Origin of the sequence: Rhizobium phaseoli (assembly GCF_001664385.1) — a bacterium.
Taxonomy (GTDB): Bacteria; Pseudomonadota; Alphaproteobacteria; order Rhizobiales; family Rhizobiaceae; genus Rhizobium; species Rhizobium phaseoli.
This window is the reverse complement of the sequence record NZ_CP013532.1, coordinates 1,496,609-1,520,726: the sequence shown is the minus strand read 5'-3', so window position 1 is coordinate 1,520,726 and position 24,118 is coordinate 1,496,609. Positions and strand designations below refer to the sequence as shown.

24 protein-coding genes are annotated in these 24,118 nt (G+C 62.3%); 18 read left to right on the top strand and 6 right to left on the bottom strand.

What is annotated here, in order from left to right; translation table 11 throughout:
* Positions 1-45 precede the first annotated feature (45 nt).
* The 4 genes from fabF to fabD all read right to left on the bottom strand — a co-directional run bounded on the left by fabF (position 46) and on the right by fabD (position 3,637).
* Entirely contained in the window at positions 46-1,308 is a 1,263-nt protein-coding gene (gene fabF / locus AMC88_RS07405) for a beta-ketoacyl-ACP synthase II (protein ID WP_004680503.1), read from the bottom strand.
* Between the two features lie 93 nt (positions 1,309-1,401).
* Positions 1,402-1,638 carry an acyl carrier protein gene (locus AMC88_RS07400; RefSeq protein WP_003547058.1) on the bottom strand — a complete coding sequence of 79 codons (237 nt, stop codon included), beginning with the start codon at positions 1,636-1,638 and terminating at the stop codon, positions 1,402-1,404.
* Positions 1,639-1,924: 286 nt separating this feature from the next.
* Positions 1,925-2,662, bottom strand: a complete 738-nt coding sequence (gene fabG, locus AMC88_RS07395; protein WP_010061153.1) for a 3-oxoacyl-[acyl-carrier-protein] reductase — start codon at positions 2,660-2,662, stop codon at positions 1,925-1,927.
* A gap of 30 nt (positions 2,663-2,692) precedes the next feature.
* A complete protein-coding gene (gene fabD / locus AMC88_RS07390; protein ID WP_012483303.1) occupies positions 2,693-3,637 on the bottom strand; it encodes an ACP S-malonyltransferase in 945 nt (314 codons plus the stop codon).
* Between the two features lie 209 nt (positions 3,638-3,846).
* Between fabD and AMC88_RS07385 the strand changes: the two genes are divergently transcribed.
* From AMC88_RS07385 to alr, 7 genes are all read left to right on the top strand, one after another.
* On the top strand, positions 3,847-4,890 hold the full coding sequence (locus AMC88_RS07385) for an aldo/keto reductase (protein WP_012483302.1): 1,044 nt from the start codon (positions 3,847-3,849) through the stop codon (positions 4,888-4,890).
* Positions 4,891-5,194: 304 nt separating this feature from the next.
* On the top strand, positions 5,195-5,653 hold the full coding sequence (rpsF, locus tag AMC88_RS07380; RefSeq protein WP_004680499.1) for a 30S ribosomal protein S6: 459 nt from the start codon (positions 5,195-5,197) through the stop codon (positions 5,651-5,653).
* 12 nt (positions 5,654-5,665) lie between these two features.
* Positions 5,666-5,914, top strand: a complete 249-nt coding sequence (gene rpsR, locus AMC88_RS07375; protein ID WP_004680498.1) for a 30S ribosomal protein S18 — start codon at positions 5,666-5,668, stop codon at positions 5,912-5,914.
* Between the two features lie 148 nt (positions 5,915-6,062).
* Positions 6,063-7,049: a DUF2232 domain-containing protein gene (locus AMC88_RS07370; RefSeq protein ID WP_016734255.1), complete on the top strand. Its 987-nt coding sequence runs from the start codon at positions 6,063-6,065 to the stop codon at positions 7,047-7,049.
* 21 nt (positions 7,050-7,070) lie between these two features.
* Complete coding sequence (gene rplI / locus AMC88_RS07365) at positions 7,071-7,649, top strand: 50S ribosomal protein L9 (RefSeq protein ID WP_004680496.1); 579 nt, start codon at positions 7,071-7,073, stop codon at positions 7,647-7,649.
* Positions 7,650-8,023: 374 nt separating this feature from the next.
* Positions 8,024-9,520: a replicative DNA helicase gene (locus tag AMC88_RS07360; RefSeq protein WP_012483300.1), complete on the top strand. Its 1,497-nt coding sequence runs from the start codon at positions 8,024-8,026 to the stop codon at positions 9,518-9,520.
* 100 nt (positions 9,521-9,620) lie between these two features.
* Positions 9,621-10,781: an alanine racemase gene (alr, locus tag AMC88_RS07355; RefSeq protein ID WP_041683586.1), complete on the top strand. Its 1,161-nt coding sequence runs from the start codon at positions 9,621-9,623 to the stop codon at positions 10,779-10,781.
* Between the two features lie 9 nt (positions 10,782-10,790).
* Here the strand turns inward: alr and AMC88_RS07350 are convergent, their stop codons facing one another.
* Entirely contained in the window at positions 10,791-11,426 is a 636-nt protein-coding gene (locus tag AMC88_RS07350; RefSeq protein WP_041683585.1) for a LysE family translocator, read from the bottom strand.
* Between the two features lie 165 nt (positions 11,427-11,591).
* Here AMC88_RS07350 and radA point away from each other — a divergent pair, with 165 nt between their 5' ends.
* From radA to AMC88_RS07330, 4 genes are all read left to right on the top strand, one after another.
* On the top strand, positions 11,592-12,992 hold the full coding sequence (radA, locus tag AMC88_RS07345; RefSeq protein ID WP_012483297.1) for a DNA repair protein RadA: 1,401 nt from the start codon (positions 11,592-11,594) through the stop codon (positions 12,990-12,992).
* Between the two features lie 90 nt (positions 12,993-13,082).
* Positions 13,083-13,700, top strand: coding sequence for a CvpA family protein (locus AMC88_RS07340; protein ID WP_004680491.1), 618 nt, complete (start codon positions 13,083-13,085; stop codon positions 13,698-13,700).
* 223 nt (positions 13,701-13,923) lie between these two features.
* Positions 13,924-15,414: an amidophosphoribosyltransferase gene (gene purF, locus AMC88_RS07335; protein ID WP_012483296.1), complete on the top strand. Its 1,491-nt coding sequence runs from the start codon at positions 13,924-13,926 to the stop codon at positions 15,412-15,414.
* A gap of 80 nt (positions 15,415-15,494) precedes the next feature.
* Positions 15,495-16,235, top strand: a complete 741-nt coding sequence (locus tag AMC88_RS07330) for an SDR family NAD(P)-dependent oxidoreductase (RefSeq protein WP_012483295.1) — start codon at positions 15,495-15,497, stop codon at positions 16,233-16,235.
* A gap of 9 nt (positions 16,236-16,244) precedes the next feature.
* Here the strand turns inward: AMC88_RS07330 and AMC88_RS07325 are convergent, their stop codons facing one another.
* On the bottom strand, positions 16,245-16,994 hold the full coding sequence (locus AMC88_RS07325) for a glycoside hydrolase family 25 protein (protein WP_012483294.1): 750 nt from the start codon (positions 16,992-16,994) through the stop codon (positions 16,245-16,247).
* A gap of 286 nt (positions 16,995-17,280) precedes the next feature.
* Between AMC88_RS07325 and cysS the strand changes: the two genes are divergently transcribed.
* The 7 genes from cysS to rarD all read left to right on the top strand — a co-directional run bounded on the left by cysS (position 17,281) and on the right by rarD (position 24,099).
* Positions 17,281-18,672: a cysteine--tRNA ligase gene (gene cysS / locus AMC88_RS07320; protein WP_012483292.1), complete on the top strand. Its 1,392-nt coding sequence runs from the start codon at positions 17,281-17,283 to the stop codon at positions 18,670-18,672.
* A gap of 208 nt (positions 18,673-18,880) precedes the next feature.
* Entirely contained in the window at positions 18,881-19,357 is a 477-nt protein-coding gene (locus AMC88_RS07315) for a GFA family protein (RefSeq protein WP_012483290.1), read from the top strand.
* Positions 19,354-19,842, top strand: a complete 489-nt coding sequence (locus AMC88_RS07310) for a GFA family protein (protein ID WP_012483289.1) — start codon at positions 19,354-19,356, stop codon at positions 19,840-19,842. The genes AMC88_RS07315 and AMC88_RS07310 overlap by 4 nt, the downstream gene beginning before the upstream one ends.
* Positions 19,839-20,315 (top strand): GFA family protein, encoded by a 477-nt coding sequence (locus AMC88_RS07305; RefSeq protein WP_012483288.1) that lies wholly within the window; start codon positions 19,839-19,841, stop codon positions 20,313-20,315. The genes AMC88_RS07310 and AMC88_RS07305 overlap by 4 nt, the downstream gene beginning before the upstream one ends.
* On the top strand, positions 20,312-21,274 hold the full coding sequence (gene pip / locus AMC88_RS07300; RefSeq protein WP_004675106.1) for a prolyl aminopeptidase: 963 nt from the start codon (positions 20,312-20,314) through the stop codon (positions 21,272-21,274). Before AMC88_RS07305 ends, pip begins: the two co-directional genes overlap by 4 nt.
* Before the next feature lie 100 nt (positions 21,275-21,374).
* Positions 21,375-22,988 carry a citramalate synthase gene (gene cimA / locus AMC88_RS07295; RefSeq protein WP_012483287.1) on the top strand — a complete coding sequence of 538 codons (1,614 nt, stop codon included), beginning with the start codon at positions 21,375-21,377 and terminating at the stop codon, positions 22,986-22,988.
* A 193-nt stretch (positions 22,989-23,181) separates the two neighbouring features.
* A complete protein-coding gene (rarD, locus tag AMC88_RS07290) occupies positions 23,182-24,099 on the top strand; it encodes an EamA family transporter RarD (RefSeq protein ID WP_012483286.1) in 918 nt (305 codons plus the stop codon).
* Positions 24,100-24,118: the final 19 nt, after the last annotated feature.

Sequence of the window (24,118 nt, the reverse complement as noted above, 5' to 3'; positions counted from 1 at the left end):
ACGCTGCCGGTCGTTCGACTCCAGCACGCTGCCCCGGCGGGCCTCTTACTGCGCGTAACGGCGCAGCACGAGCGATGCGTTCGTGCCGCCGAATCCGAACGAGTTGGACAGGGCCACGTTGATTTCTCGCTCACGGGCCTTGTGCGGAACAAGATCGATCGCCGTCTCGCGCTCGGGATTGTCGAGATTGAGCGTCGGCGGGGCGACATTATCGCGAATGGCGAGCGTGGCGAAGATCGCCTCAATGGCGCCGGCAGCACCAAGAAGGTGTCCGGTCGCCGACTTGGTCGAGGACATGGAGATCTTCGACGCCGCGTTGCCGACTAGCCGCTCGACTGCACCGAGCTCGATCGTGTCGGCCATGGTCGAAGTCCCATGGGCGTTGATATAGTCGATGTCGGCCGGTGTCAGCCCGGCGCGCTTCAGCGCCATCGCCATGCAGCGGCCGGCGCCCTCGCCGTCTTCGGAGGGCGCGGTGATGTGATAGGCATCGCCCGACAGGCCGTAGCCGACGATTTCAGCGTAGATCCTGGCGCCGCGCGCCTTGGCATGCTCCAGCTCTTCGAGCACGACGATGCCGGCGCCTTCACCCATGACGAAGCCGTCGCGGTCGCGGTCATAGGGGCGCGAAGCCTTCTGCGGGTCGTCGTTGTGCTGGGTCGACAGCGCCTTGCAGGCGGCAAAGCCTGCGAGCGAAATGCGGCTGACCGGCGATTCCGTGCCGCCGGCGACCATGACGTCGGCATCGCCCAGAGCGATCAGCCGTGCGGCATCGCCGATCGCATGTGCGCCGGTCGAGCAGGCGGTGACGACCGAATGATTGGGTCCGCGCAGCTTGTGGCGGATCGACACCTGGCCGGAGACGAGGTTGATCAGGCGGCCAGGAATGAAGAAGGGGGAGATGCGGCGCGGGCCCTTGTCGCGCAGGGTGTAGCCCGCCTCGACGATGCCTTCGATGCCGCCGATACCGGAGCCGATCAGCACGCCGGTGGCGATCTGATCCTCATCACTCTCGGGATGCCAGTTGGCATCGGCAAGCGCCATGTCGGCGGCGGCCATGCCGAAGATGATGAAGGGATCGACCTTGCGCTGCTCCTTCGGCTCCATCCACTCATCAGGGTTGAAGGCGCCGTCTGCGGCGTTACCGAGGGGAATGCGGCAGGCGATCTTGGCGGGAAGGTCATCGACCTCGAATTCGGTGACGAGGCGGGCGCCGTTCTGGCCGGCGAGCAGCCGCGACCACGTCACCTCAGTTCCGCATCCCAAGGGTGATACCATGCCGGTACCAGTGATGACGACACGTCTCATCGCGTGCTTTCCCCCGTCTCTTATGTTCTATGGAGAAATAGGCCGAAAAGAAAAGGGCGGACTCCAGGCCCGCCCTTTCTCAAATATACAGGATCAGGCCTGGGCCTTCTCAATAAACTTCACGGCATCGCCAACCGTCAGGATCGAGTCGGCAGCGTCGTCGGGGATTTCAACGCCGAATTCTTCTTCGAAAGCCATGACAAGTTCGACCGTGTCGAGCGAGTCGGCGCCCAGATCGTCGATAAAGCTGGCGCTCTCGACGACCTTGTCGGCATCGACGCCAAGATGATCAATAACAATTTTCTTTACGCGTTCTGCGATATCGCTCATGTCGGTTTCCTCGACTTTATGTCCTGATCGGAATGCCGTCGCGGCACCCCTACCCTGTTTCAGCCTGCGATGTTTTCAGACATCCTCGGCAAACTCGTTTACCCGGCTTCAGAGATTTCCGAGGCTTGCGAAAAGCCCGCCGGTCCGTCTGCTTTCTCGGGACGACTGTTCACAGTCATGGCCCGCTTAACATGGTTTAAGTCTGCCGCAAAGCCAGAAAATCAACGCTTCGTGATTGCTCAACATGCTATTGGCGGAAATATCCCCAAGCCGATGGTTTATCGTTTCAGATCATCGCCATGCCGCCGTTTACATGCAGCGTCTGGCCGGTCATGTAGGCAGCCTCGGAGGAGGCAAGATAGGCAACCGCCGAAGCGACTTCGCCGCCCGTACCCATCCGCTTCATCGGGATCGCCCCCATGATCGCTTCCTTCTGCTTGTCGTTCAGCTTGCCGGTCATGGCGCTCTCGATGAAGCCGGGGGCGACGCAGTTGACGGTCACATTGCGGGTGGCGATTTCCTGCGCCAGCGACTTGGTGAAGCCGATCATGCCGGCCTTGGAGGCGCAATAATTGGCCTGCCCCGGATTACCGGTGACGCCGACGACGGAGGTGATGTTGATGATGCGGCCATAGCGGCGGCGCATCATCGGATGGGTCAACTCGCGCGTCAGGCGGAAGGTCGAGGTCAGATTGACTTCGAGAACGGCGTCCCAGTCCTCGTCGCTCATGCGCACGAAGAGGCCGTCCCTGGTGATGCCGGCGTTGTTGACGAGGATATCGACGCCTTCGAGCTCGGCTTCGGCCTTCTGGCCGAGCGCCTTGACCTCGTCGCGGTCGGACAGGTTGGCCGGGAAGATCTTGACGCGTTCGCCGAGTTCGGCCGCCAGCGCTTCCAGCTTCTCGACGCGGGTGCCGTGCAGGCCGACGATGGCGCCCTGCTTATGAAGGAGACGGGCGATTTCCTCGCCGATGCCGCCCGATGCGCCGGTGACGAGAGCCTTGCGGCCGGAAAGATCGAACATGGAAACGTTCCTTATATCTGGAGATATCAATCAGGCCATGAGAGCGGCGACGACTGCGTCGATATCCGCCGGACCGCCGACGGAGATGCCGTTGACCGTTTTGTCGATGCGGCGGGCAAGGCCGGTCAGCACTTTGCCGGAACCGAGTTCATAAAGCGTGGTCACGCCGTTGCCGGCGAACCATTCCACCGTCTCGCGCCAGCGGACCTGGCCGGTCACCTGCTCGACCAGCAGGGTCGCGATCTCGCCGGCATCCGTCACCGGGGCGGCGCGGACATTGGCAATGAGAGGCACGACGGGATCAGACTTCGCAACTGTTGCCAACGCTGCGCGCATGGCCTCGGCGGCGGGCGCCATCAGCTTGGAATGGAAGGGAGCGGAAACCGGCAGCAGGATGGCGCGTTTGGCGCCCTTGTCGGTTGCAAGGCCGGCGGCCTTTTCGACGGCCGCCTTCTCACCCGAAATGACAATCTGGCCGCCGCCATTGTCGTTGGCGATCTGGCAGGCGCCGGTGGCCGCGGCCTCTTCGCAGATGGCTACGACATCGGCATGTTCCAGCCCGATGATCGCCGCCATGGCGCCGACGCCGACGGGAACGGCGGCCTGCATGGCATTGCCGCGAATGCGTAGCAGCCGCGCCGTGTCGGCGAGCGAAAAGGTGCCGGCGGCGCAAAGCGCGGAATATTCGCCGAGCGAGTGGCCGGCGACATAGGCGACCTTGGCCTTCAGATCCAACCCCTTGGCTTGGAGAACACGGACAACGGCGATCGAGACGGCCATCAACGCCGGCTGGGCATTCGCCGTCAAGGTCAACGTGTCCTCCGGACCGTTGAACATGACGTCCGAAAGTTTTTCACCGAGCGCCTCGTCGACTTCTTCGAAAACGGCGCGGGCTTCCGCGAAATTCTCGGCCAGATCCTTGCCCATGCCGACGGCCTGACTGCCCTGGCCGGGAAAAGTGAAAGCAATGGTCATTCTGATGTCCCTGATTGCGCCCCTCGAGGCTGTTTTGCCTCCAATTGACATTCTTTCCGGCAGAGTCAAGTGGCGGCACCTTCTGCGCAAAGCCGTTCGCACCGGTGCAAAAGCCCGGTTTTTGCACTTGCGCTCCGCCAAATCCGGCCTAGATTTGCCCGGTCCTTCCCCAAGGCTTCCATCTCTAGATCGCTCCCAGGGTTTTCTCCATGAAATACAAGTCACTCGGCCGCACAGACATTTCCGTTTCAGAAATCTGCCTTGGCACCATGACCTGGGGCTCGCAGAACAGCGAAAGCGACGCGCATGCGCAGATGGATTACGCCGTCGAAAAGGGCGTCAATTTCTTCGATACCGCCGAGCTCTACCCGACGACGCCGGTTTCGCCCGAAACGCAGGGCTGGACCGAGGACTATATCGGCAGCTGGTTCGAAAAGACCGGCAAGCGGAGCGAGATCGTGCTCGCCACCAAGGTCGCCGGCCGCGGCCGCGATTATCTGCGCGGCGGTGAAGGAGCGGATGCGAGGAATATCCGCCTGGCGCTCGATGCCAGCCTGAAGCGGCTGAAGACGGATTATGTCGATCTCTACCAGGTGCACTGGCCGAACCGTGGCCATTTTCACTTCCGGCAGAACTGGAGCTACAACCCCTTCAACCAGGATCGGGACAAGGCCGTCGCCAACATGCTCGACATCCTGGAAACGCTCGGGGCCCTGGTCAAGGAAGGCAAGATCCGGGCGATCGGCCTTTCCAACGAAACCACCTGGGGCATCCAGAAATATCTGACGCTGTCAGAACAGAAGAGCCTGCCGCGGGTTGCCAGCGTCCAGAACGAGTACAATCTGCTCTACCGCCATTTCGACCTCGATCTCGCCGAGCTCTCGCATTACGAGGATGTCGGGCTGCTCGCCTATTCGCCGCTCGCCGGCGGCATCCTGACCGGCAAATATGTCGATGGCGGCAGGCCGAAGGGGTCGCGCGCTTCGATCAATCCCGATATCGGCGGCCGCCTGCAGCCGCTCCAGGAGCCAGCGACCAAGGCGTATCTGGCCCTCGCAGCCCGATACGGTCTCGACCCGGCGGCCATGGCGCTCGCCTTCTGCCTGTCCAGGCCCTTCATGGCTTCGGTCATCATCGGGGCAACCTCGATGGAGCAGTTGAAAACCGATCTCGGTGCAGCCGAGCTGACGCTTTCCGACGAGGTGCTGGCGGAGATTGCCAAGGTGCACCGGCAGTATCCGCTGACACTTTGATGACCCGGCCCGGCGCTGCCGATTGGTCTGCGTCGGGCTCGAATGTCCGATTGGGGTTGCCTTTCCCCGAAAAATCCGTATAAGCCGCGCTGTTCGTTAACCCGGTCTTCTGGCTGGTGGCTGAACGGAGGGCCGGTTTCCTCTCGGAAATCGTTCGGAACGGAAGCGTTCCAGCCTCCCGTGTCTCCGCTCTCGACCGTCTCGGAAACGCTTTTCTTGCCTGGGTCCGCCCAATCAGGAGCAGTCGTTGAGGCTTAGCCGCCGAATATCGGGTTGAACCAAACGCAAGAAAGGCAAAGCTGTCATGGCTCTTTATGAACATGTATTCCTTGCCCGGCAGGATATTTCCGCTCAGCAGGTCGATGCCCTCGTAGAACAGTACAAGGGCGTGATCGAAGCAAACGGCGGCAAGGTCGGGCGTATCGAGAACTGGGGCCTCAAGTCCCTCACCTACCGCATCAAGAAGAACCGTAAGGCGCATTACGCGCTGATGGACATCGATGCTCCGGCTGCTGCGATCCAGGAAATGGAACGCCAGATGCGCATCAGCGAAGACGTTCTTCGCTACATGACCATCGCCGTGGAAAAGCACGAAGAAGGCCCGTCTGCGATGCTGCAGAAGCGCGACCGCGACGACCGCGGCCCGCGTGAAGGCGGCGACCGTGGCCCGCGCCGCGAATTCGGTGACCGTCCGCCGCGCCGTGACGGCGACTTCCAGCGTGGCCCGCGTCCGGATCGCGCTCCCCGCGAAGACCGTGCATAAGGAGATATAAGAATGTCTGAAGCTTCCTCCGCACCGGTCCGTCGTCCGTTCCATCGCCGCCGCAAGACCTGCCCGTTCTCCGGCGCTAACGCACCGCGGATCGACTACAAGGACGTCCGTCTGCTGCAGCGCTACATTTCCGAGCGCGGCAAGATCGTTCCGTCCCGCATCACGGCCGTTTCCCAGAAGAAGCAGCGCGAACTCGCCCAGGCGATCAAGCGCGCCCGCTTCCTCGGCCTGCTGCCGTACGTCGTCGCCTGATAGAATATGTGACCCCCGGATCCCTGATCCGGGGGTTGCCTCCCTTCCGCGATGGGCGCGGATCGGAACTCTAAAAACCCATGTTGAGACGTTTCTGAATTCGATTCAGCAACATCCTCTAACTGCTTGATGAAGCAGGACAGCGACCTTGAAACGACTGGATTTTAAAACGCTGCTGACCGGCGCACTCGCCGGCTTGACCGCCGCCCTGCTGGTGCTGGGCGCGAGCGCGCAGCCGTCGTTTTTCAGCGCGCTCCTCTATACCGCTTCGGCACTGCCGATCCTGCTTGTCGGGCTCGGCTGGGGGAATGTCGCCGCGATTGTGGCCGTCGTCACCGCAGCCGCACTCGGCGCGGTGTTCATCTCGCCCTTCTTCGCGCTGATCATGACATTGGTGACGCTGCTGCCGGCAGGCTGGCTCAGCCACCTCGCCAATCTCGCCCGCCCCGCATCCGAGCTCGGCGGTCCGGACCACCTGCTCGCCTGGTATCCGCTCTCCGATATCCTGCTGCATCTTTGCGGCCTGGTGACGTTCGCCGTCATCGTCATCGGTGTGATGATCGGCTACGGGCCCGACATCACCGATCCGATCGTCGATCTGCTGATCACCTCGGTCAAGCAGCAGCAGCCGGAATTCATGCCCGATCCGGCGGCGACCGCGCAGACCAAATCGCTGATCCTGCTGATGCTGCCGGCTTTGCAGGGCGGCATGTGGGTCACGATGCTGTTTGCCGCCTATTATTTCGCGGTGCGCATCGTCGCAGCATCCGGCCGCGGACTTCGCCCCCGCGAGGACATTCCTTCGTCGCTGCGGATGAACCGCAATTCGATATTCGTCTTCCTCGCCGGGCTTGCCGCCTGCTTCTTCGGCGGCGTTCCGGCGCTGATCGGCGCAACCGTGATCGGCACATTCGGCGCCGGTTTCATGCTCTCCGGTTTCGCCTCGCTGCATTTCCGCACGCGCGGCAAGGACTGGCGTTTGCCGGCCCTCATCCTCTGCTACCTGGCCTCCATGCTCATGCTGCTGCCAGCCCTCCTCATCCTCGTCCTCGGTCTCGGCGACACGCGCAAGGCGATCGCACTGACCCCGACGAAAGATGCCGACACCCCCAAACAATCCGATACGAAAATCTGAGACACAAGAAAGGACAAAGAAATGGAAGTCATCCTTCTCGAACGCATCTCCAAGCTCGGCCAGATGGGCGAAACCGTAAAGGTTCGCGACGGCTTTGCTCGCAACTACCTGCTGCCGCTCGGCAAGGCGCTTCGCGCCAACGCTGCCAACAAGGCTCGTTTCGAATCCGAGCGTGCGACGCTCGAAGCCCGCAACCTCGAGCGCAAGTCGGAAGCCCAGAAGGTCGCCGACGTTCTCGACGGCAAGTCCTTCATCGTCGTGCGCTCCGCCGGCGAAACCGGCCAGCTCTATGGCTCGGTCGCTGCCCGTGACGTCGTCGAAGTTCTCGCCGCCGAAGGCTTCAACATCGGCCGCAACCAGGTTCACCTGAACACGCCGATCAAGGCGATCGGCCTGCACAAGGTCGAGCTGCAGCTGCATGCCGAAGTCGAAATCCATGTCGAGCTGAACGTTGCCCGTTCCGCCGAAGAGGCCGAGCGTCAGGCCAAGGGTGAAGAACTCACCTCGGTCGACGCGATCTACGGTGTCGACGAAGACGCGCTGCGTCCCGAAGACTTCTTCGATCCGGAAGCCGACGGCATCGACGAAGACGAAGCATAAGTCTCGCCGGTACGATCCGCGTGAGGGAAGCCCGGCCGTTGCGCCGGGCTTTTTCGTTTCATCCGCATGATCGGAAACAACCGAGGAGATCATCTTTAAACAGGGGATTTCCGGATGTTTTTGCTGCGTGGCCGATGTCATCGCGTTACCATGACCATCTCCGGAACGGATGAGCTGAGTCGGCTCCGTGCCGTGTCCTCAGGGTGACACTCCCGGTATTTCTCGCTTGTGTCGTCGAGGACTGTGGAGAAGTCGAACAACGTGCACAGCGTTCAGGATTTAGGCGAAGCGGGCCTCCGCGCCTTTTGCAGCCCCTTGATTTTCTCCATCCGGAATTGCAAATCCGGAATTGGAAAAAGACAGAACGGATGATGATGAACGACGCCGCTCGAAAGATTGCAGCTGTTGCTCCCTCGGAGCAGCATTATCGCGAAGCACCCAACAACATCGAGGCCGAGCAGGCGCTTCTGGGTGCCATCCTGATGAACAACGATGCCTATTACCGGGTGTCGGACTTCCTCAAGCCGATCCATCTCTACGAACCGCTGCACCGCAAGATCTTCGAGGTGGCCGGCGACATTATCCGCATGGGCAAGATCGCCAACCCGGTGACGATCAAGACCTTCCTCAAGGCCGACGAAAAGGTCGGCGACATGACGGTTTCGCAATATCTGGCGAGCCTCGTCAGCAACGCCGTTACCGTCATCAATGCCGAGGATTACGGCCGGGCGATCTATGATCTGGCGCTGCGCCGGGCGCTGATCACGATCGGCGAGGATGTCGTCAACATCGCCTATGACGCACCGCTCGACATGCCGCCGCAGTCGCAGATCGAGGATACTGAACGCCGACTCTTCGAACTCGCGGAAAATGGCCGCTACGACGGCGGCTTCCAATCCTTCAACGACGCTGTGGCGCTGGCGATCGACATGGCGGCCGTCGCCAAGGAACGCGACGGCGGCCTTTCCGGCATTTCCACCGGCATCCACTCGTTGGACGCCAAGATGGGCGGCCTGCAGCGTTCGGACTTGATCATCCTCGCCGGGCGCCCGGGCATGGGCAAGACCTCGCTTGCCACCAACATCGCCTACAATATCGCCGCCGCCTACGAGGGCGAGGTGCAGTCCGATGGCAGCATGAAGGCGAGGAATGGCGGCGTCGTCGGCTTCTATTCGCTCGAAATGTCGTCCGAACAGCTCGCCACCCGTATCATCTCCGAACAGACGGAAGTCTCTTCCTCGAAGATCCGCCGCGGCGACATCAACGATGCCGATTTCGAAAAGCTCGTCGCCTGCTCGATGATGATGCAGAAGGTGCCGCTCTATATCGACCAGACCGGCGGTATCTCGATCGCCCAGCTTTCGGCACGCGCGCGCCGCCTCAAGCGTCAGCGCGGCCTCGACGTGCTCGTGGTCGACTACGTGCAGCTGATGACCGGCTCGGGCAAGTCCAGCGACAATCGCGTCCAGGAAATCACCCAGATCACTACCGGCCTGAAGGCGCTCGGCAAGGAACTCAATGTTCCGATCATCGCGCTGTCGCAGCTGTCGCGCCAGGTCGAAAGCCGCGACGACAAGCGGCCGCAGCTTTCCGACCTTCGTGAATCCGGCTCGATCGAGCAGGACGCCGACGTCGTGCTCTTCGTGTTCCGCGAGGAATATTACGTCAAGAACCAGGAGCCGCGCGATCCGCACGATCCGAAATATCCGGAATGGGAAGCGCTGTTCGACAAGGTGAAGGGCACGGCCGACGTCATCATCGCCAAGCAGCGCCACGGGCCGACTGGCACGGTGAAGCTGGCCTTCCAGGCGGAGTTCACGCGCTTTGCCGATCTCGCCGATCCATCCTTCATTCAATATGAAGAGCATTGATCGCGGTGCAGCCGTCCTCCAGCCTCGGCCTTTCCCTTGACAGGGTTGACCTCTAGACTGGCCGGGGAATCCTTCTCCGGCCTCTTTTTCGACGTGGATCATGAGCGAATTTCTTGACGCCCCTGAAGACGACAATTTTGCCTCGGCAGGCCTGCGGCTGACCGTCGACCTGACCGCGCTGACGGAGAACTGGCGCGACATGGCGCGCCGTTCGGGCGCTGCGCGCGCCGCCGCCGTTGTCAAGGCGGACGCCTACGGCATGGGAATCGAGGATGCCGGCGAAGCGCTCTACACGGCAGGCGCCCGGGATTTCTTTGTCGCGACCGTCGATGAAGGCGTGACGCTTCGCCTCTATGCGCCCGAGGCGCGCATCTTCGTGCTCTCCGGCATATGGCCGGGCACCGAACGGCGCTTCTTCGACAATGATCTGGTGCCGGTGATTTCTTCCGACGAGCAGTTCGCCTTCTGGATGGCGGTGCTTGCCGATTACGGCGATTATCCTTGCGCGCTGCATGTCGATACCGGCTTCAACCGGCTGGGGCTGCACATCGACGATGCGATCGCGCTTGCCGATGACGTCTCGCGGCCGGCAAGCTTCGCGCCGGTGCTGGTCATGAGCCACCTCGCCTGCGGCGACGATCCCAGCCACGCGATGAACCGGCAACAGCTCGAATCATTCCGCAGGGTTACCGCGGCCTATGAAGGTGTCGATTCAAGTCTTGCCGCCTCGGCCGGCATCTTCCTCGGCGAGGACTATCACTTCGAGCTGACCCGGCCGGGCATCGCTCTTTACGGCGGCGAAGTGGTCTGCGGCATGGCAAATCCGATGCGGCCGGTCGCCACCGCGGAAGCGCGCGTCATCCAGGTGCGCACCGTCAAAGCCGGCGAAACCGTCAGCTACGGTCGGGCGCTGCAACTTCCTCGTGACAGCCGGCTGGCGATCGTCTCGGCCGGTTATGCCGATGGCTATATGCGCAGCCAGTCGAGTGGCGGCGTGCCGCTGCGCCAAGTCGTGCCGCAGGGCGGACAAGGCTTCATCGCCGGACATAAGGTCCCGGTCGCCGGCCGGATCACCATGGATCTGACGATCTTCGACGTCACCGATCTGCCGGAAAACGCCGTGCGCGCCGGGGACTATGTCGAGCTGTTCGGGAAGAACGTGGCGCTGGACGACGTGGCACGGGCGGCAGGGACGATCGGATACGAGATTCTGACCAGCATGGGGCTTCGCCACGAGCGGCGCTATGTCGCCGAAGAATAAAGCTGGCCCTCAACGGCTGCTTAGCGCAAGGCGGGCGCCGAGCGCCAGGAAAAGCGCGCCGAGGCCGCGATCGAGCCACACTCCGATTTTTTCATTATGCCTCAGTGCGTCCGCAAGGCGCCCGCCAAGGAGGACGAGCGGCGGTTCGATGAAGGCCGCGACGACGATGATGAGGCCGCCATGCAGCATGAGCTGCGCCCATGCCGGCGCCGCGCCGTCGACCACGAATTGCGGCAGGAAGGCCAGGAAGAATATCGCGACTTTCGGATTGAGCACCGACACGAGGATTCCCTGTCGATAGATCCTCGCGATCGGCAATCTTTCACCGGCCGCCTTGATCAGGCTGCCGCCACCACCGGCGCGCAAAGCCTGGATGCCCAGCCAAACGAGATAGGCGGCGCCGAGCCATTTGACGGTTGAGAAAGCGAAGGCAGAGGCGGCAAGCACGGCGGAGAGGCCCAATGCGGCCATCAGCACATGCAGGCAGGCGCCTGACCAGACGCCGAACAACGCGGAAAAACCGGCGCGTTTCCCGCCTCTCATCGTGTGGCCGAGGATGAAAGCGATATCAGGGCCGGGCGACAGGTTGAGCAAAACCGCCGCCGATAGAAATGCAAGCCAATGCGCGAGCGAATAGTCGAACATCTTCCACCGTAGCTGTTGAGCAGAGGTGAAAAGCATAGGCACGGCAAACGCTGATGGGGAAATCATTAGTTTTGATCCGTCGCGATAGCCATTATCTCAAGCACAACAATGATTCGATGAAGCGCACGTCGGCTTCGTCTTGATAACTCGACTGAAAGAACGATGATGGCGAAGGCCAGGACACAATTCATCTGCCAGAACTGCGGCGCAGTGCATAACCGCTGGGCCGGCAAATGCGACAATTGCGGCGAGTGGAACACCATCGTCGAGGAAGACCCAATGGGCGGCATCGGCTCCGGCCCGGGCAAGACGCCAAAGAAGGGCCGGCCGGTGGCACTGACGGCGCTTTCCGGCGAGATCGAGGAGGCGCCGCGCATTCATACCGCCATGTCCGAACTCGACCGTACGCTTGGCGGCGGCTTCGTGCGCGGCTCGGCGGTGCTGATCGGCGGTGATCCCGGCATCGGCAAGTCGACGCTGCTGATGCAGGCAGCCGCCGCGCTTTCACGGCGCGGCCACAGGATCATCTACGTCTCCGGCGAAGAGGCGGTGGCACAGGTTCGGCTCAGAGCCCAGCGTCTCGCGGCAGCCGACACCGACGTGCTGCTGGCGGCAGAAACCAATGTCGAGGATATTCTGGCGACGCTTGCCGAAGGCAAACGTCCTGACCTCGTCATCATCGATTCCATCCAGACGCTGTGGAGCGAGCTGGCCGATTCCGCGCCGGGAACGGTGACGCAGGTGCGCACCGGCGTGCAGTCGATGATCCGTTTCGCCAAGCAGACGGGTGCGGCCATGGTGCTCGTCGGGCATGTGACCAAGGACGGACAGATCGCCGGGCCGCGCGTCGTCGAGCACATGGTCGATGCCGTGCTCTATTTCGAAGGCGACCGCGGCCATCACTACCGCATCCTGCGCACGGTCAAGAACCGCTTCGGCCCGACCGACGAGATCGGCGTCTTCGAAATGTCCGACAGAGGCTTGCGCGAGGTCGCCAACCCGTCCGAACTCTTCCTCGGCGAGCGCAACGAAAAATCGCCGGGTGCGGCCGTCTTCGCCGGCATGGAGGGCACGCGGCCCGTGCTTGTCGAGGTGCAGGCGCTGGTGGCGCCGACCTCGCTCGGCACACCGCGGCGCGCCGTGGTCGGTTGGGATTCGGCCCGGCTGTCGATGATCCTGGCGGTGCTGGAGGCTCATTGCGGCGTCCGGCTCGGCCAGCACGACGTCTATCTCAACGTCGCCGGCGGCTACCGCATCTCCGAACCGGCGGCCGATCTCGCGGTCGCCTCGGCGCTCGTTTCCTCGCTCGCCGGTATTGCCCTTCCCGCCGATTGCGTCTATTTCGGCGAAGTCAGCCTGTCGGGCGCCATCCGACCGGTTGCGCACACCGCCCAGCGCCTCAAGGAAGCCGAGAAGCTGGGCTTTTCGACAGCGCTGCTTCCTTCCGCCTCCGCCGAGCTGCCGAAGGGTTCCGGCGGGCGATGGAACGAGGTCGAAAGCCTGCCGGATCTGGTCGCGCGCATCGCCGGATCGAAGGGAGCGCTGCGTGTGGAAGACGAGGTTTGATCCTTTCATTGCCGGGAACGGTAATGATATAGGAAGCACACGACAAGGCACGACACGGCCGCCAAGCGGCAGTCCTGGAGTTGAATTTACATGCCCATTACGATTTTCGACGGTATTGTCATCGGCGTCGTGCTCTTCTCCGCCGTACTGGCGATGGTCCGCGGCTTCTCCCGCGAGATCCTTTCGATCGCAAGCTGGGGCGGTTCGGCCGCCGCCGCCTACTACCTCTATCCGTACCTGCTCCCTTATGCGAAGAAATACACCGATGACGATCGCATCGCGATCGCCGGTTCGGCCGCGGTCGTTTTCCTGATCGCGCTCATCGTCATCTCCTTCATCACCATGAAGATCGCCGATTTCATCATCGACAGCCGCATCGGCGCGCTCGACCGCACGCTCGGCTTCCTGTTCGGCGCGGCGCGCGGCCTGCTGCTGATGGTCGTTGCTGTGGCCTTCTGGAACTGGCTCGTTGATGTCGACCACCGCCCGGCCTGGGTCAACGAGGCCAAGTCGAAGCCCTTCCTGGATTCGATGGTGGTGAAGCTGAAGGCAGTTCTGCCGGAGCAATTTGCCCAGATGATCGAGGCAAGCTTCCGTGATAAGATGCAGTCTCCGGCACAGGGCGGCGAAGGCGCCACGCCGCCGACCACCGATCAGGCTCCGGCGGAAGACGCGCCTGCAGGCGGCACACAGCAGCCGGCGAATTGACACGGTGTTCAAGAGCTTGACCCGCCGTCCGGCAATTGCCATTTGAGCGGGACGTGAAATAAAGGTCCGGCCGGGCATTCAGCTCCGCCGGACCTCAGCCGTTTCAGAGCCGGCGAGCGGGCTTTGACAGCGGATTTCGTTCAGTTATCGGAAAGCTGCCAGGTTTCCGATATATGATACTGGAAATGCCGATCCATTCTTGTGAGAGCAGAGGCCCGCAGAAATGAACCAGTCCCATTCCTTCCCGACCGACGATCCGCTCGACGGAGATACGCTGCATGAGGAATGCGGCGTTTTCGGAATCCTGGGACATCCTGATGCCGCCACACTGACGGCTCTCGGCCTGCACGCCCTGCAGCATCGCGGACAGGAAGCGGCGGGCATCGTCTCCTTCGACGGCAAGCGCTTCTATCAGGAGCGTCATATGGGCCTCGTCGGCGACCACTATACCAATCCGATGACGCTCGCGCGCCTGCCCGGCAGCATGTCGATCGGCCATACACGCTATTCGACGACCGGCGAAGTGGCGATGCGCAACGTCCAGCCGCTGTTTGCCGAGCTGGAGGAAGGCGGCATCGCCATTGCCCATAACGGCAATTTCACCAACGGCCTGACGCTGCGTCGGCAGATCATCGCGACCGGCGCCATCTGTCAGTCGACTTCCGATACCGAAGTGGTCCTCCACCTCATCGCCCGCTCCCGCCATGCCTCCACATCCGACCGCTTCATCGATGCGATCCGCCAGATGGAGGGCGGCTATTCGATGCTCGCGATGACGCGCACCAAGCTGATTGCGGCGCGCGATCCCACCGGCATCCGCCCGCTCGTCATGGGCGAGCTCGACGGCAAGCCGATCTTCTGCTCGGAAACCTGCGCCCTCGACATCATCGGCGCCAAGTTCATTCGCGACGTGGAAAACGGCGAAGTCGTCATCTGCGAAATCCAGTCCGACGGCTCGATCAGCATCGATGCCCGCAAGCCGAGCAAGCAGCAGCCGGAGCGCCTCTGCCTGTTCGAATATGTCTATTTCGCCCGGCCGGATTCGGTCGTCGGCGGCCGCAACGTCTATACGACGCGCAAGAACATGGGCATGAACCTCGCCAAGGAAGCGCCCCTCGAGGGCGACGTCGTCGTGCCGGTGCCGGATGGCGGCACGCCGGCGGCGCTCGGCTATGCGCAGGAGAGCGGCATCCCCTTCGAATACGGCATCATCCGCAACCATTATGTCGGCCGCACCTTCATCGAGCCGACGCAGCAGATCCGCGCCTTCGGCGTGAAGCTGAAGCATTCCGCCAACCGCGCAATGATCGAAGGCAAACGCGTCGTGCTGGTGGATGATTCGATCGTGCGCGGTACGACGTCTCTCAAGATCGTGCAGATGATCCGCGAAGCCGGCGCCCGCGAAGTTCATCTGCGTGTCGCAAGCCCGATGATCTTCTTCCCCGATTTCTACGGCATCGACACGCCCGATGCCGACAAGCTGCTCGCCAACCAATATGCCGATGTCGAAGCCATGGCCAAATATATCGGCGCGGATTCGCTCGCCTTCCTGTCGATCGACGGCCTTTACCGCGCCGTCGGCGGCGAGGACCGCAATCCGGCCCGCCCGCAGTTCACCGACCACTACTTCACCGGTGACTACCCGACCCGTCTGCTCGACAAGAACGGCGAGTCCATGGGCAACAAGCTTTCGATGCTTGCCAGCAACGGCTGAGCCGTTTGCCACTTTGACTTTCGCTTCCGAGGGGCCTAATTGCGCCCCTCACCTTCGCAAGCAAATCCGGAACCGGACAGATGAACATCAATCTTGAGGGCAAGATCGCACTCGTCACCGGTGCGTCGCGTGGCATCGGCTATTTCACGGCGCTGGAACTTGCCAAAGCCGGCGCCCATGTCATTGCCAGCGCCCGCACGGTCGGCGGGCTCGAGGATCTCGACGACGCGATCAAGGCGATCGGCGGCAGCGCGACGCTGGTGCCCTTCGATCTTGCCGATATGAACGCGATCGATGCGCTCGGCGGGTCGATCTTCGAGCGCTGGGGCAAGCTCGATATCCTCGTCGCCAATGCCGGCGTGCTCGGCGTCATCTCGCCGATCGGCCATATCGAGGCGAAGGTGTTCGACAAGGTAATGACCATCAACGTGACGGCGACATGGCGGCTGATCCGCTCGGTCGATCCGCTGCTCGCCCGCTCGGACGCCGGCCGCGCCGTCATCCTGTCGTCCGGCGCCGCGCACAAATGCCGGCCGTTCTGGAGCGCCTATTCCGCCTCAAAAGCTGCCGTCGAGGCGCTCGCCCGCACCTGGGCCGGCGAGACGCAATCGACGCCGCTGCGCATCACCAGCGTCGATCCGGGCGCGACCCGCACCGCCATGCGGGCGCAGGCCGTGCCGGGCGAAGATCCGCAGACGCTGCCGCACCCTTCCGAGGTCGCCAAGGCGATCCTGCCGCTTCTGGGGCCCGGCGTGACCGAAACAGGCAAGCTGTTCATCGTGCGGGAAAACAAGCTCGCCGATTATCGGCTGCCGGAATAGATCGACGCCTCAGTTCGCAGCAAGGGCTGGAAACAAATGCGCGAAACCCGTTTCCGACGGGCAGAGCGCATTCAGATCCACCGCTCCCTGAATGCCGTTCACTGTGCCGTTGTCGGCAAATTGCCAGATCGACCAGCGGCCACAGCCTTCCTGCGTCGGCTCCTTGAATACGCTTCGCAGCCAGAGGTAATGCTCGGGGAAGCGGGCGTCATTGCCTTTCAGATATTGATCGTAGAATTCCTGCGTGACGTAAAAGATCGGCTTTTCCGGAAAAGTGGCTTTCAGCTCGGTGAAGAAGGCGTTCACTTCCGTCGCCATTTCTTCGAGGGTCGGCACCTTGTCGCAATTGCCGACAAACTCGAGATCGATGGCGATCGGCAATGTTGCCGGCGCCTTCGGCACGGTCAAAAGGACGTTCTGCGCCTGATCCCTGCCCGGGCGGCAAAAGGTGAAGAAATGATAGGCGCCCCTGACAACTCCCGCATCGCCGGCGCGCTGCCAGTTTTCGGCGAACCTGGAGTCCTTGTGGTCGCCGCCTTCGGTCGCCTTCATGATCGCAAAGCGTATGTTCGGCTGCGCGGCCACCGTCTTCCAATCGATGTCGCCCTGGTGATGGCTGACATCGATCCCCTGGATCGGATAGCGCGATAGAGATGGATTGTTGAAGCGAAGCATGCCGAAATCGTAAGCGAAATACGCAACGGATGCGACCACAAGAATTGCGGCCGCTCCGACACTCCACCGGAACACGCTCCCCACTCATTCCTCCCGTATTTTCAGCAGCTTCTCGACGGGCTACAAGCGATTTGTGCCGGGAAAATGGCGGACGGACTGTGGCGCCGGATCGTTCCTCGCCCCTCTTGACCAAACGTCATTCCCGCGCCATAAAACGCGGCATGAAAACGGTTATCTGCATTATCTGCGGAAAGATTATTCGCTAGCGCAAGCGCTGGCCCGGCCGTTTTCGTCTCCCCCACAGTCAAGATGCGAAACGCCCCGGCCCGCCGGTTGCGATATTTTCTGAACGTGCATTTGGGAGAGTGAAATGGGCGGCACGCCGGAACTGAAGCTGTACAACACGCTGACGCGGGAGAAATCGGTCTTTGCGCCGATCGATCCCAATAACGTCCGCATGTATGTGTGCGGCCCGACGGTCTATGATTTCGCCCATATCGGCAATGCGCGGCCGGTCATCGTCTTCGACGTGCTGTTCCGGCTGTTGCGGCATGTCTATGGCGAAAGCCACGTCACCTATGCGCGCAACATTACCGACGTCGACGACAAGATCAACGCGCGGGCGCTGAGGGATCATCCGGGCCTGCCGCTGAACGAGGCCATCCGCGCGGTCACGGAAAAGACCGAGACGCAGTTTCACGCCGATGTCGCCGAACTCGGCTGCCTGGAGCCGAACGTCGAGCCGCGCGCCACCGACAATATCGAAGAGATGATCGAGATCATCGAGAAGCTGATCTCCAACGGTCATGCCTATGTCGCATCTGGCGAAGTGCTGTTCGACACCAAGTCGATGGCGGATTACGGCCAGCTTTCGAAGCGCCCGCTCGACGAACAGCAGGCCGGCGCCCGCGTCGCCGTCGATGCGCACAAGAAGAACCCCGGCGATTTCGTGCTGTGGAAACTCTCGAGCCACAACGAACCCGGCTGGGACAGCCCCTGGGGCCGCGGCAGGCCCGGCTGGCATATCGAATGCTCGGCGATGAGCCGGCGTTATCTCGGCGATATCTTTGATATTCACGGCGGCGGGCTGGATCTGATCTTCCCGCACCATGAAAACGAGATCGCCCAGTCGCGCTGCGCTCACGGCACCGAGGTGATGGCGAATGTCTGGATGCATAACGGCTTCGTGCAGGTCGAAGGCCGCAAGATGTCGAAATCCGAAGGCAATTTCGTCACCATCCACGATTTGCTGCACACGGAAACCTTCGGCGGGCGGAAATGGCCGGGCGCGGTGTTGCGCCTTGCCATGCTGATGACGCATTACCGCGAGCCGATCGATTTCTCGATCAAGCGGCTGGAGGAAGCCGAACGGCTGCTCGCCAAGTGGCCGGCAACGGAACCCGGCGACGCCAAGCCGGACGAGGCCGTCATGAACGCGCTGGCCGATGACCTCAATACGGTGGCGGCGGTGCAGGCCCTGCATGCGCTGGCGCAGGCTGCCCATACCGATGCCGCCGTCGGCGCCACCTTCGCCGCGACGGCCTTCCTCCTCGGGGTGCTGCCGAAGAAAGCCGAAATCGATGAAGCCGTCGCAGCAGCGGTCGACGCGCTGGTCGCCATACGTCTGGAAATGCTGAAGGCGAAGAATTTTGCTGAAGCCGACAAGATCCGCGACGAGCTGACGGCGAAGGGCATCCAGCTGAAGGACGGCAAGGATGCCGCGACAGGTGAGCGGGTGACGACGTGGGAGGTGAAGCGTTGAGAACGGCGCTGGGGTATAAGACCCCTCCCCAACCCCTCCCCACAAGGGGGAGGGGCTACGGTGCCGCACTGCTTCGAAACGACGTCACCGCAATCGCAAGCGTTCGAGGCAGAAACAAAGGCGGCGCCGCGGGAAAGCCCTCCCCCTTGTGGGGAGGGTTGGGAGGGGTTTTCTCCTTATCAACGGCATCACTGCAGGAGGACCTGCCATGACCACCTATACCGGCGGATGCCAGTGCGGTGCGGTGCGCTTTCGCGTCAGCGGCGAACTGAAGGATTCGTCGATCTGTCATTGCCGCATGTGCCAGAAGGCGTTCGGAGCCTATTATGCGCCGCTGGTTTCGGTGCGCGGCGCCGAGTTCGAATGGACACGGGGAGCGCGCAAGAAATTCCGCTCCTCCAATTTCGTCGAGCGCGGCTTCTGCGGCGATTGCGGCACGCCGCTGACCTATGAGGCGCCCGACGGAATGGCGGTTGCCGCCGGCGCGTTCGACGATCCCTCGCTGCTGCCGCCGACCATCCAGTGGGGCGTCGAAGGCAAGATCGCCTTCGTCGATCATCTGCATGAACTGCCCGGAGAAAGAACCGAGGCCGATTTAACGGCAGGCTCCTTCCTGCATGAACTCGTTTCCTATCAGCATCCCGACCATGATACGCAGGTGTGGCCACCGGAGGATCGCGCTTGAGCGAAGTCACGAAGTACACCGGCGGATGCCAGTGCGGCGCGGTGCGTTACCGCGCGCGCGGCGAACTCGGCTATCCCCATATCTGCCACTGCCGGATGTGCCAGAAGGCGGCCGGCAACTATTTCCTGCCGCTCGCTGCGGCCAAACGTCAGGATTTCGAATTGACCCGCGGCGGGCCGAAATGGTTCCGCTCGTCCGATCTCGTGCGACGCGGTTTTTGCGGCGATTGCGGCACGCCGCTGTTCTACGATATTCCGGAAACGGACTTCATCAACATCGCGCTCGGCTCGCTGGATGATCCCGATGCAGTCAAGCCGGTGATGCAGTCGAATACCGGCCGCAAGATGTCCTGGTTTCACGCGATCGACGGCTTGCCGCTGGAACCGGAGCCGGACACGTCCGAGCGCGAAGATACGATCGCGGCGAGCAATCATCAGCATCCCGACCATGATACGAAAAGCTGGCCACCCGGAGAAACCCCATGACGGATAAAATCAGAACAGGCGGATGCCAGTGCGGCGCCGTGCGCTTCCGCATATCGGGCGCGCTCGGTCGGCCCTCGATCTGCCATTGCCGCATGTGCCAGAAGCAGTTCGGCGGCTTCTTCTCCGCCCTCGTCACCGTACTCGAGGAGGGAATGGAGTGGACCCGCGGCGAGCCGAGCTACTTTCAGTCCTCCGTCAATATCGCCCGCGGCTTCTGCAGCAGTTGCGGCACGCCGATGACCTATCGTCATCCCGGTGGCCTGGAGCTTGCAATCGGCGCCTTCGACGACCGCAGCGATCTGGCGCCGCAGATCCAGGTCAATTACGACGCCCGCTTGCCTTGGGTCGAGACGATCTTCGAAGCCCCGGTGCACAAGGACCCGGATTTCTATGCCCGACAGGAGGCGATCATCTCCTTTCAGCATCCCGATCATGACACTAAGGTCTGGCCCGCGAAAGGCGTGAAGATATGACCGAGATACTGCGCACCCTCTATCCCGAAATCGAACCCTATGCCTCCGGCCATCTCGATGTCGGTGACGGCCATGTGATCTACTGGGAACGGTCGGGCACATCAGGCGCCAAACCGGCCGTGTTCCTGCATGGCGGCCCGGGCGGCGGCTTCTCGCCCGCCCATCGCCGGCTGTTCGATCCCGCTCTCTACGACGTCATGCTCTTCGACCAGCGCGGCTGCGGCCGGTCGACGCCGCATGCCGACCTCAATGCCAACACGACCTGGCACCTCGTCGCCGATATCGAGCGGCTGCGCGAGATGGCCGGCGTCGAGACCTGGCAGGTATTCGGCGGTTCCTGGGGCTCGACGCTGGCACTCGCCTATGCCGAGACCCATCCCGAGCGCGTGTCCGAGCTCATTGTGCGGGGCATTTATACGCTGACCAAGGCGGAGCTCGACTGGTACTATCAGTTCGGCGTCTCGGAAATGTTCCCGGACAAGTGGGAGCGCTTCATCGCTCCCATTCCTCCGGAAGAGCGGCATGAGATGATGCAGGCCTATCATCGCCGCCTGACGCATGAGGACAGAAACGTGCGCCTTGCGGCCGCGCAGGCCTGGAGCATCTGGGAAGGCGAAACGATCACGCTGCTGCCGGAACCTTCGACGAGCGGCAAGTTCGAGGAGCCGGAATTCGCCTATGCCTTCGCCCGTATCGAGAACCACTTCTTCGTCAATGCCGGCTGGATGGACGAGGGACAGCTGCTCCGTGACGCAGGCAGGCTGAAAGATATTCCCGGCGTCATCGTGCATGGCCGCTATGATATGCCCTGCCCGGCCAAATATGCCTGGCTGCTGCACAAGGCCTGGCCGAAGGCGGAGTTCCACCTGATCGAGGGTGCCGGTCATGCCTATTCGGAGCCCGGGATACTCGACCGGCTGATCCGGGCGACCGATAAGTTTGCCGGGAAGCGGGACTGATTGCCCTGAACAGGGCCGCCCCTCACCCTAGCCCTCTCCCCGCGCGCGGATGAGGCAGCATCCGCATTTCAACAACACCCGCCTGGCGGGAGGAAACGACATGAAAGAACGCATCTACCTCTTCGACACGACGCTCCGGGACGGGCAGCAGACGCCTGGCATCGATTTTTCCGTCGAGGACAAGATCGCGATCGCCGCCATGCTGGATGAGTTCGGCCTCGACTATGTCGAGGGCGGATATCCCGGCGCCAATCCGACGGACACGGCCTTTTTCGGCGAGAGGCGCACCAGCCAGGCGACCTTCGTCGCCTTCGGCATGACGAAGCGGTCGGGCGTTTCGGTCTCCAACGACCCAGGCATTGCCGGGCTGTTGCAAGCGAAAGCCGACGCCGTTTGTTTCGTCGCCAAGAGCTGGGATTACCATGTCGCAGTGGCGCTCGGCTGCACCAACGAGGAAAATCTCGAATGCATCGCCGAAAGCGTCAAGGCGGCGGTCGGCGCCGGCAAGGAGGCGATCGTCGACTGCGAACATTTCTTCGACGGCTTCAAGGCCAATCCGGCCTATGCGATCGCCTGCGCCAAAACCGCTTATGAGAGTGGCGCCCGCTGGGTCGTGCTCTGCGACACCAATGGCGGCACGCAGCCGCCGGAAGTCCGCGCCATCGTCGAGGCGGTGATCGCCGCCGGCGTGCCCGGCCGCTGTCTCGGCATCCATGCCCACAACGACACCGGCCAGGCCGTCGCCAATTCCTTGGCCGCGGTCGAAGCCGGCGTCCGGCAGATCCAGGGAACGCTGAACGGCATTGGCGAGCGCTGCGGCAATGCCAACCTGGTGACGCTGATCCCGACACTGGCACTGAAGAGCGCTTACAACACACGCTTCGAAACGGCGATCGACGAGGAGCGGCTGCTCAACCTCACCCGGCTGTCGCATGCCTTCGACGAGTTGCTCAACCGCTCGCCCGACCACCAGATGCCCTATGTCGGCGCTTCCGCCTTCGCCACCAAGGCCGGCATTCACGCGTCGGCGCTGCTGAAGGATCCGAAGACCTATGAACATGTGCCGCCGGAAAGCGTCGGCAATTTTCGAAAGGTCATGGTCTCCGACCAGGGCGGCAAGGCGAACTTCATCAATGCGCTGAAGCGGCGCGGAATCACCCTCGCCAAAGACGATCCGAAGCTCGACCTCCTGATCTCGATCGTCAAGGAACGGGAATCCATCGGCTATGCCTATGAGGGGGCCGACGCGAGCTTCGAGCTGCTGGCGCATCGCACACTCGGCACGATCCCGGAATTCTTCACCATCGAGGGCTTCCGGGTGATGATCGAGCGTCGTTTCGACAGTCTTGGCCGCGTGAAGATCGTCTCGGAAGCGGTGGTCAAGATCACCATTGACGGACAGACGCTGATGTCGGTTGCCGACGCCGAAGGTCCGGTCAACGCGCTCGACCTGGCGCTGCGCAAGGACTTTGGCAAGTACCAGCACGAGATCGACGATCTGGTGCTCGCTGATTTCAAGGTGCGTATCCTCAATGGCGGCACGGAGGCGATCACCCGCGTGTTGATCGAATCCACCGACAGTGACGGCGTGCGCTGGTGGACGGTCGGCGTCTCGGAGAACATTATCGACGCCTCGTTCCAGGCACTGATGGATTCCGTCATTTACAAGCTGATGAAGAACCGGCAGCTGGCGGGCAAGATCGCGGCGGAATAGACCTGGTCACCGGTTCGGCGACGCTTTTGCCGGCCTTTCGGCCGCCGGGTTCCAGGCTGACCGTCCGCTCGTGTTCGCCATCGCGATGTCTTTGCTTCAACTGCTCTCACCATTCATTCAACGAAATGAATTGGCCTATTCACGGCGCTTAAGCTAGGCCGGATCAGAAGAAGAACAAAGATGGAAACACCCGATGTCGACCGATGCATCCGTTCCCTTGGCCAAGAACGAAGATAGTCCACGCGGTTTCGCCTTCGCGCTGACAGCCTATCTGCTCTGGGGCTTCCTGCCGTTCTATATGAAGGCGGTGGCGCATATTCCGCCGGCCGAAGTGATCGCCCACCGCATCGTCTGGTCGCTGCCGCTGGCCGGCATCGTGCTGATCGTGCTCGGACGCACCGCCGATATCAGCGCAGCACTGCGCTCGCCGCGCATGCTGGCGATGGGGGCGCTGACCGCGTCGCTGATCACCGTCAACTGGGGCACCTATGTCTGGGCGATCGGCGCCGGCCATTCGCTCGATGCAGCACTTGGCTATTTCATCAATCCGCTGTTCAGCATCTTCCTCGGCGCGGTGCTCCTGAAGGAAAAGCTGCAGCCGCTGCAGATCGCGGCGATTGCGCTTGCAGGGCTCGCTGTCGCCATACTCGCCTTCGACAGCGGCGGCATTCCGTGGGTCGCGCTGACGCTGGCGGTCAGCTGGGGTTTTTACGCCCTGCTCCGCAAGACACTGCCGCTCGGACCCAATCAGGGTTTCTTCCTCGAGGTGCTGATCCTGAGCGGGCCCGCCCTCCTCTACATCCTCTATCTCGAATTCGGCAGCGGCCAGGGCCATCTCTACCGCACCGGCCTTGCCGATACGACCCTGCTGCTCGGCTGCGGCGTCATCACCGCCGTGCCGCTGATGATCTATGCCAATGGCGCCAAGCTGCTCAAGCTGTCGACGATCGGTATCATGCAGTATATCGCGCCGACGATGATCTTCTTGATCGCCGTGTTCGCCTTTCAAGAGCCGCTCGGCACGGCGCGCATGATCGCCTTCCCGCTGATCTGGGCGGGGCTGTTCTTCTACAGCTGGTCGATGCTCAAAGGGAGCCGCGGAAGGATGTAGCCGTTGCGCTCGTCTCGAC

What these genes read in the sequence shown, in the direction of transcription:
- fabF (WP_004680503.1), bottom strand. Translation starts at nt 1,308, where the DNA reads ATGAGACGTGTCGTCATCACTGGTACCGGCATGGTATCACCCTTGGGA.
- AMC88_RS07400 (WP_003547058.1), bottom strand. Translation starts at nt 1,638, where the DNA reads ATGAGCGATATCGCAGAACGCGTAAAGAAAATTGTTATTGATCATCTT.
- fabG (WP_010061153.1), bottom strand. Translation starts at nt 2,662, where the DNA reads ATGTTCGATCTTTCCGGCCGCAAGGCTCTCGTCACCGGCGCATCGGGC.
- fabD (WP_012483303.1), bottom strand. Translation starts at nt 3,637, where the DNA reads ATGACCATTGCTTTCACTTTTCCCGGCCAGGGCAGTCAGGCCGTCGGC.
- AMC88_RS07385 (WP_012483302.1), top strand. Translation starts at nt 3,847, where the DNA reads ATGAAATACAAGTCACTCGGCCGCACAGACATTTCCGTTTCAGAAATC.
- rpsF (WP_004680499.1), top strand. Translation starts at nt 5,195, where the DNA reads ATGGCTCTTTATGAACATGTATTCCTTGCCCGGCAGGATATTTCCGCT.
- rpsR (WP_004680498.1), top strand. Translation starts at nt 5,666, where the DNA reads ATGTCTGAAGCTTCCTCCGCACCGGTCCGTCGTCCGTTCCATCGCCGC.
- rplI (WP_004680496.1), top strand. Translation starts at nt 7,071, where the DNA reads ATGGAAGTCATCCTTCTCGAACGCATCTCCAAGCTCGGCCAGATGGGC.
- AMC88_RS07360 (WP_012483300.1), top strand. Translation starts at nt 8,024, where the DNA reads ATGAACGACGCCGCTCGAAAGATTGCAGCTGTTGCTCCCTCGGAGCAG.
- alr (WP_041683586.1), top strand. Translation starts at nt 9,621, where the DNA reads ATGAGCGAATTTCTTGACGCCCCTGAAGACGACAATTTTGCCTCGGCA.
- AMC88_RS07350 (WP_041683585.1), bottom strand. Translation starts at nt 11,426, where the DNA reads ATGTTCGACTATTCGCTCGCGCATTGGCTTGCATTTCTATCGGCGGCG.
- radA (WP_012483297.1), top strand. Translation starts at nt 11,592, where the DNA reads ATGGCGAAGGCCAGGACACAATTCATCTGCCAGAACTGCGGCGCAGTG.
- AMC88_RS07340 (WP_004680491.1), top strand. Translation starts at nt 13,083, where the DNA reads ATGCCCATTACGATTTTCGACGGTATTGTCATCGGCGTCGTGCTCTTC.
- purF (WP_012483296.1), top strand. Translation starts at nt 13,924, where the DNA reads ATGAACCAGTCCCATTCCTTCCCGACCGACGATCCGCTCGACGGAGAT.
- AMC88_RS07330 (WP_012483295.1), top strand. Translation starts at nt 15,495, where the DNA reads ATGAACATCAATCTTGAGGGCAAGATCGCACTCGTCACCGGTGCGTCG.
- cysS (WP_012483292.1), top strand. Translation starts at nt 17,281, where the DNA reads ATGGGCGGCACGCCGGAACTGAAGCTGTACAACACGCTGACGCGGGAG.
- AMC88_RS07315 (WP_012483290.1), top strand. Translation starts at nt 18,881, where the DNA reads ATGACCACCTATACCGGCGGATGCCAGTGCGGTGCGGTGCGCTTTCGC.
- AMC88_RS07305 (WP_012483288.1), top strand. Translation starts at nt 19,839, where the DNA reads ATGACGGATAAAATCAGAACAGGCGGATGCCAGTGCGGCGCCGTGCGC.
- pip (WP_004675106.1), top strand. Translation starts at nt 20,312, where the DNA reads ATGACCGAGATACTGCGCACCCTCTATCCCGAAATCGAACCCTATGCC.
- cimA (WP_012483287.1), top strand. Translation starts at nt 21,375, where the DNA reads ATGAAAGAACGCATCTACCTCTTCGACACGACGCTCCGGGACGGGCAG.
- rarD (WP_012483286.1), top strand. Translation starts at nt 23,182, where the DNA reads ATGTCGACCGATGCATCCGTTCCCTTGGCCAAGAACGAAGATAGTCCA.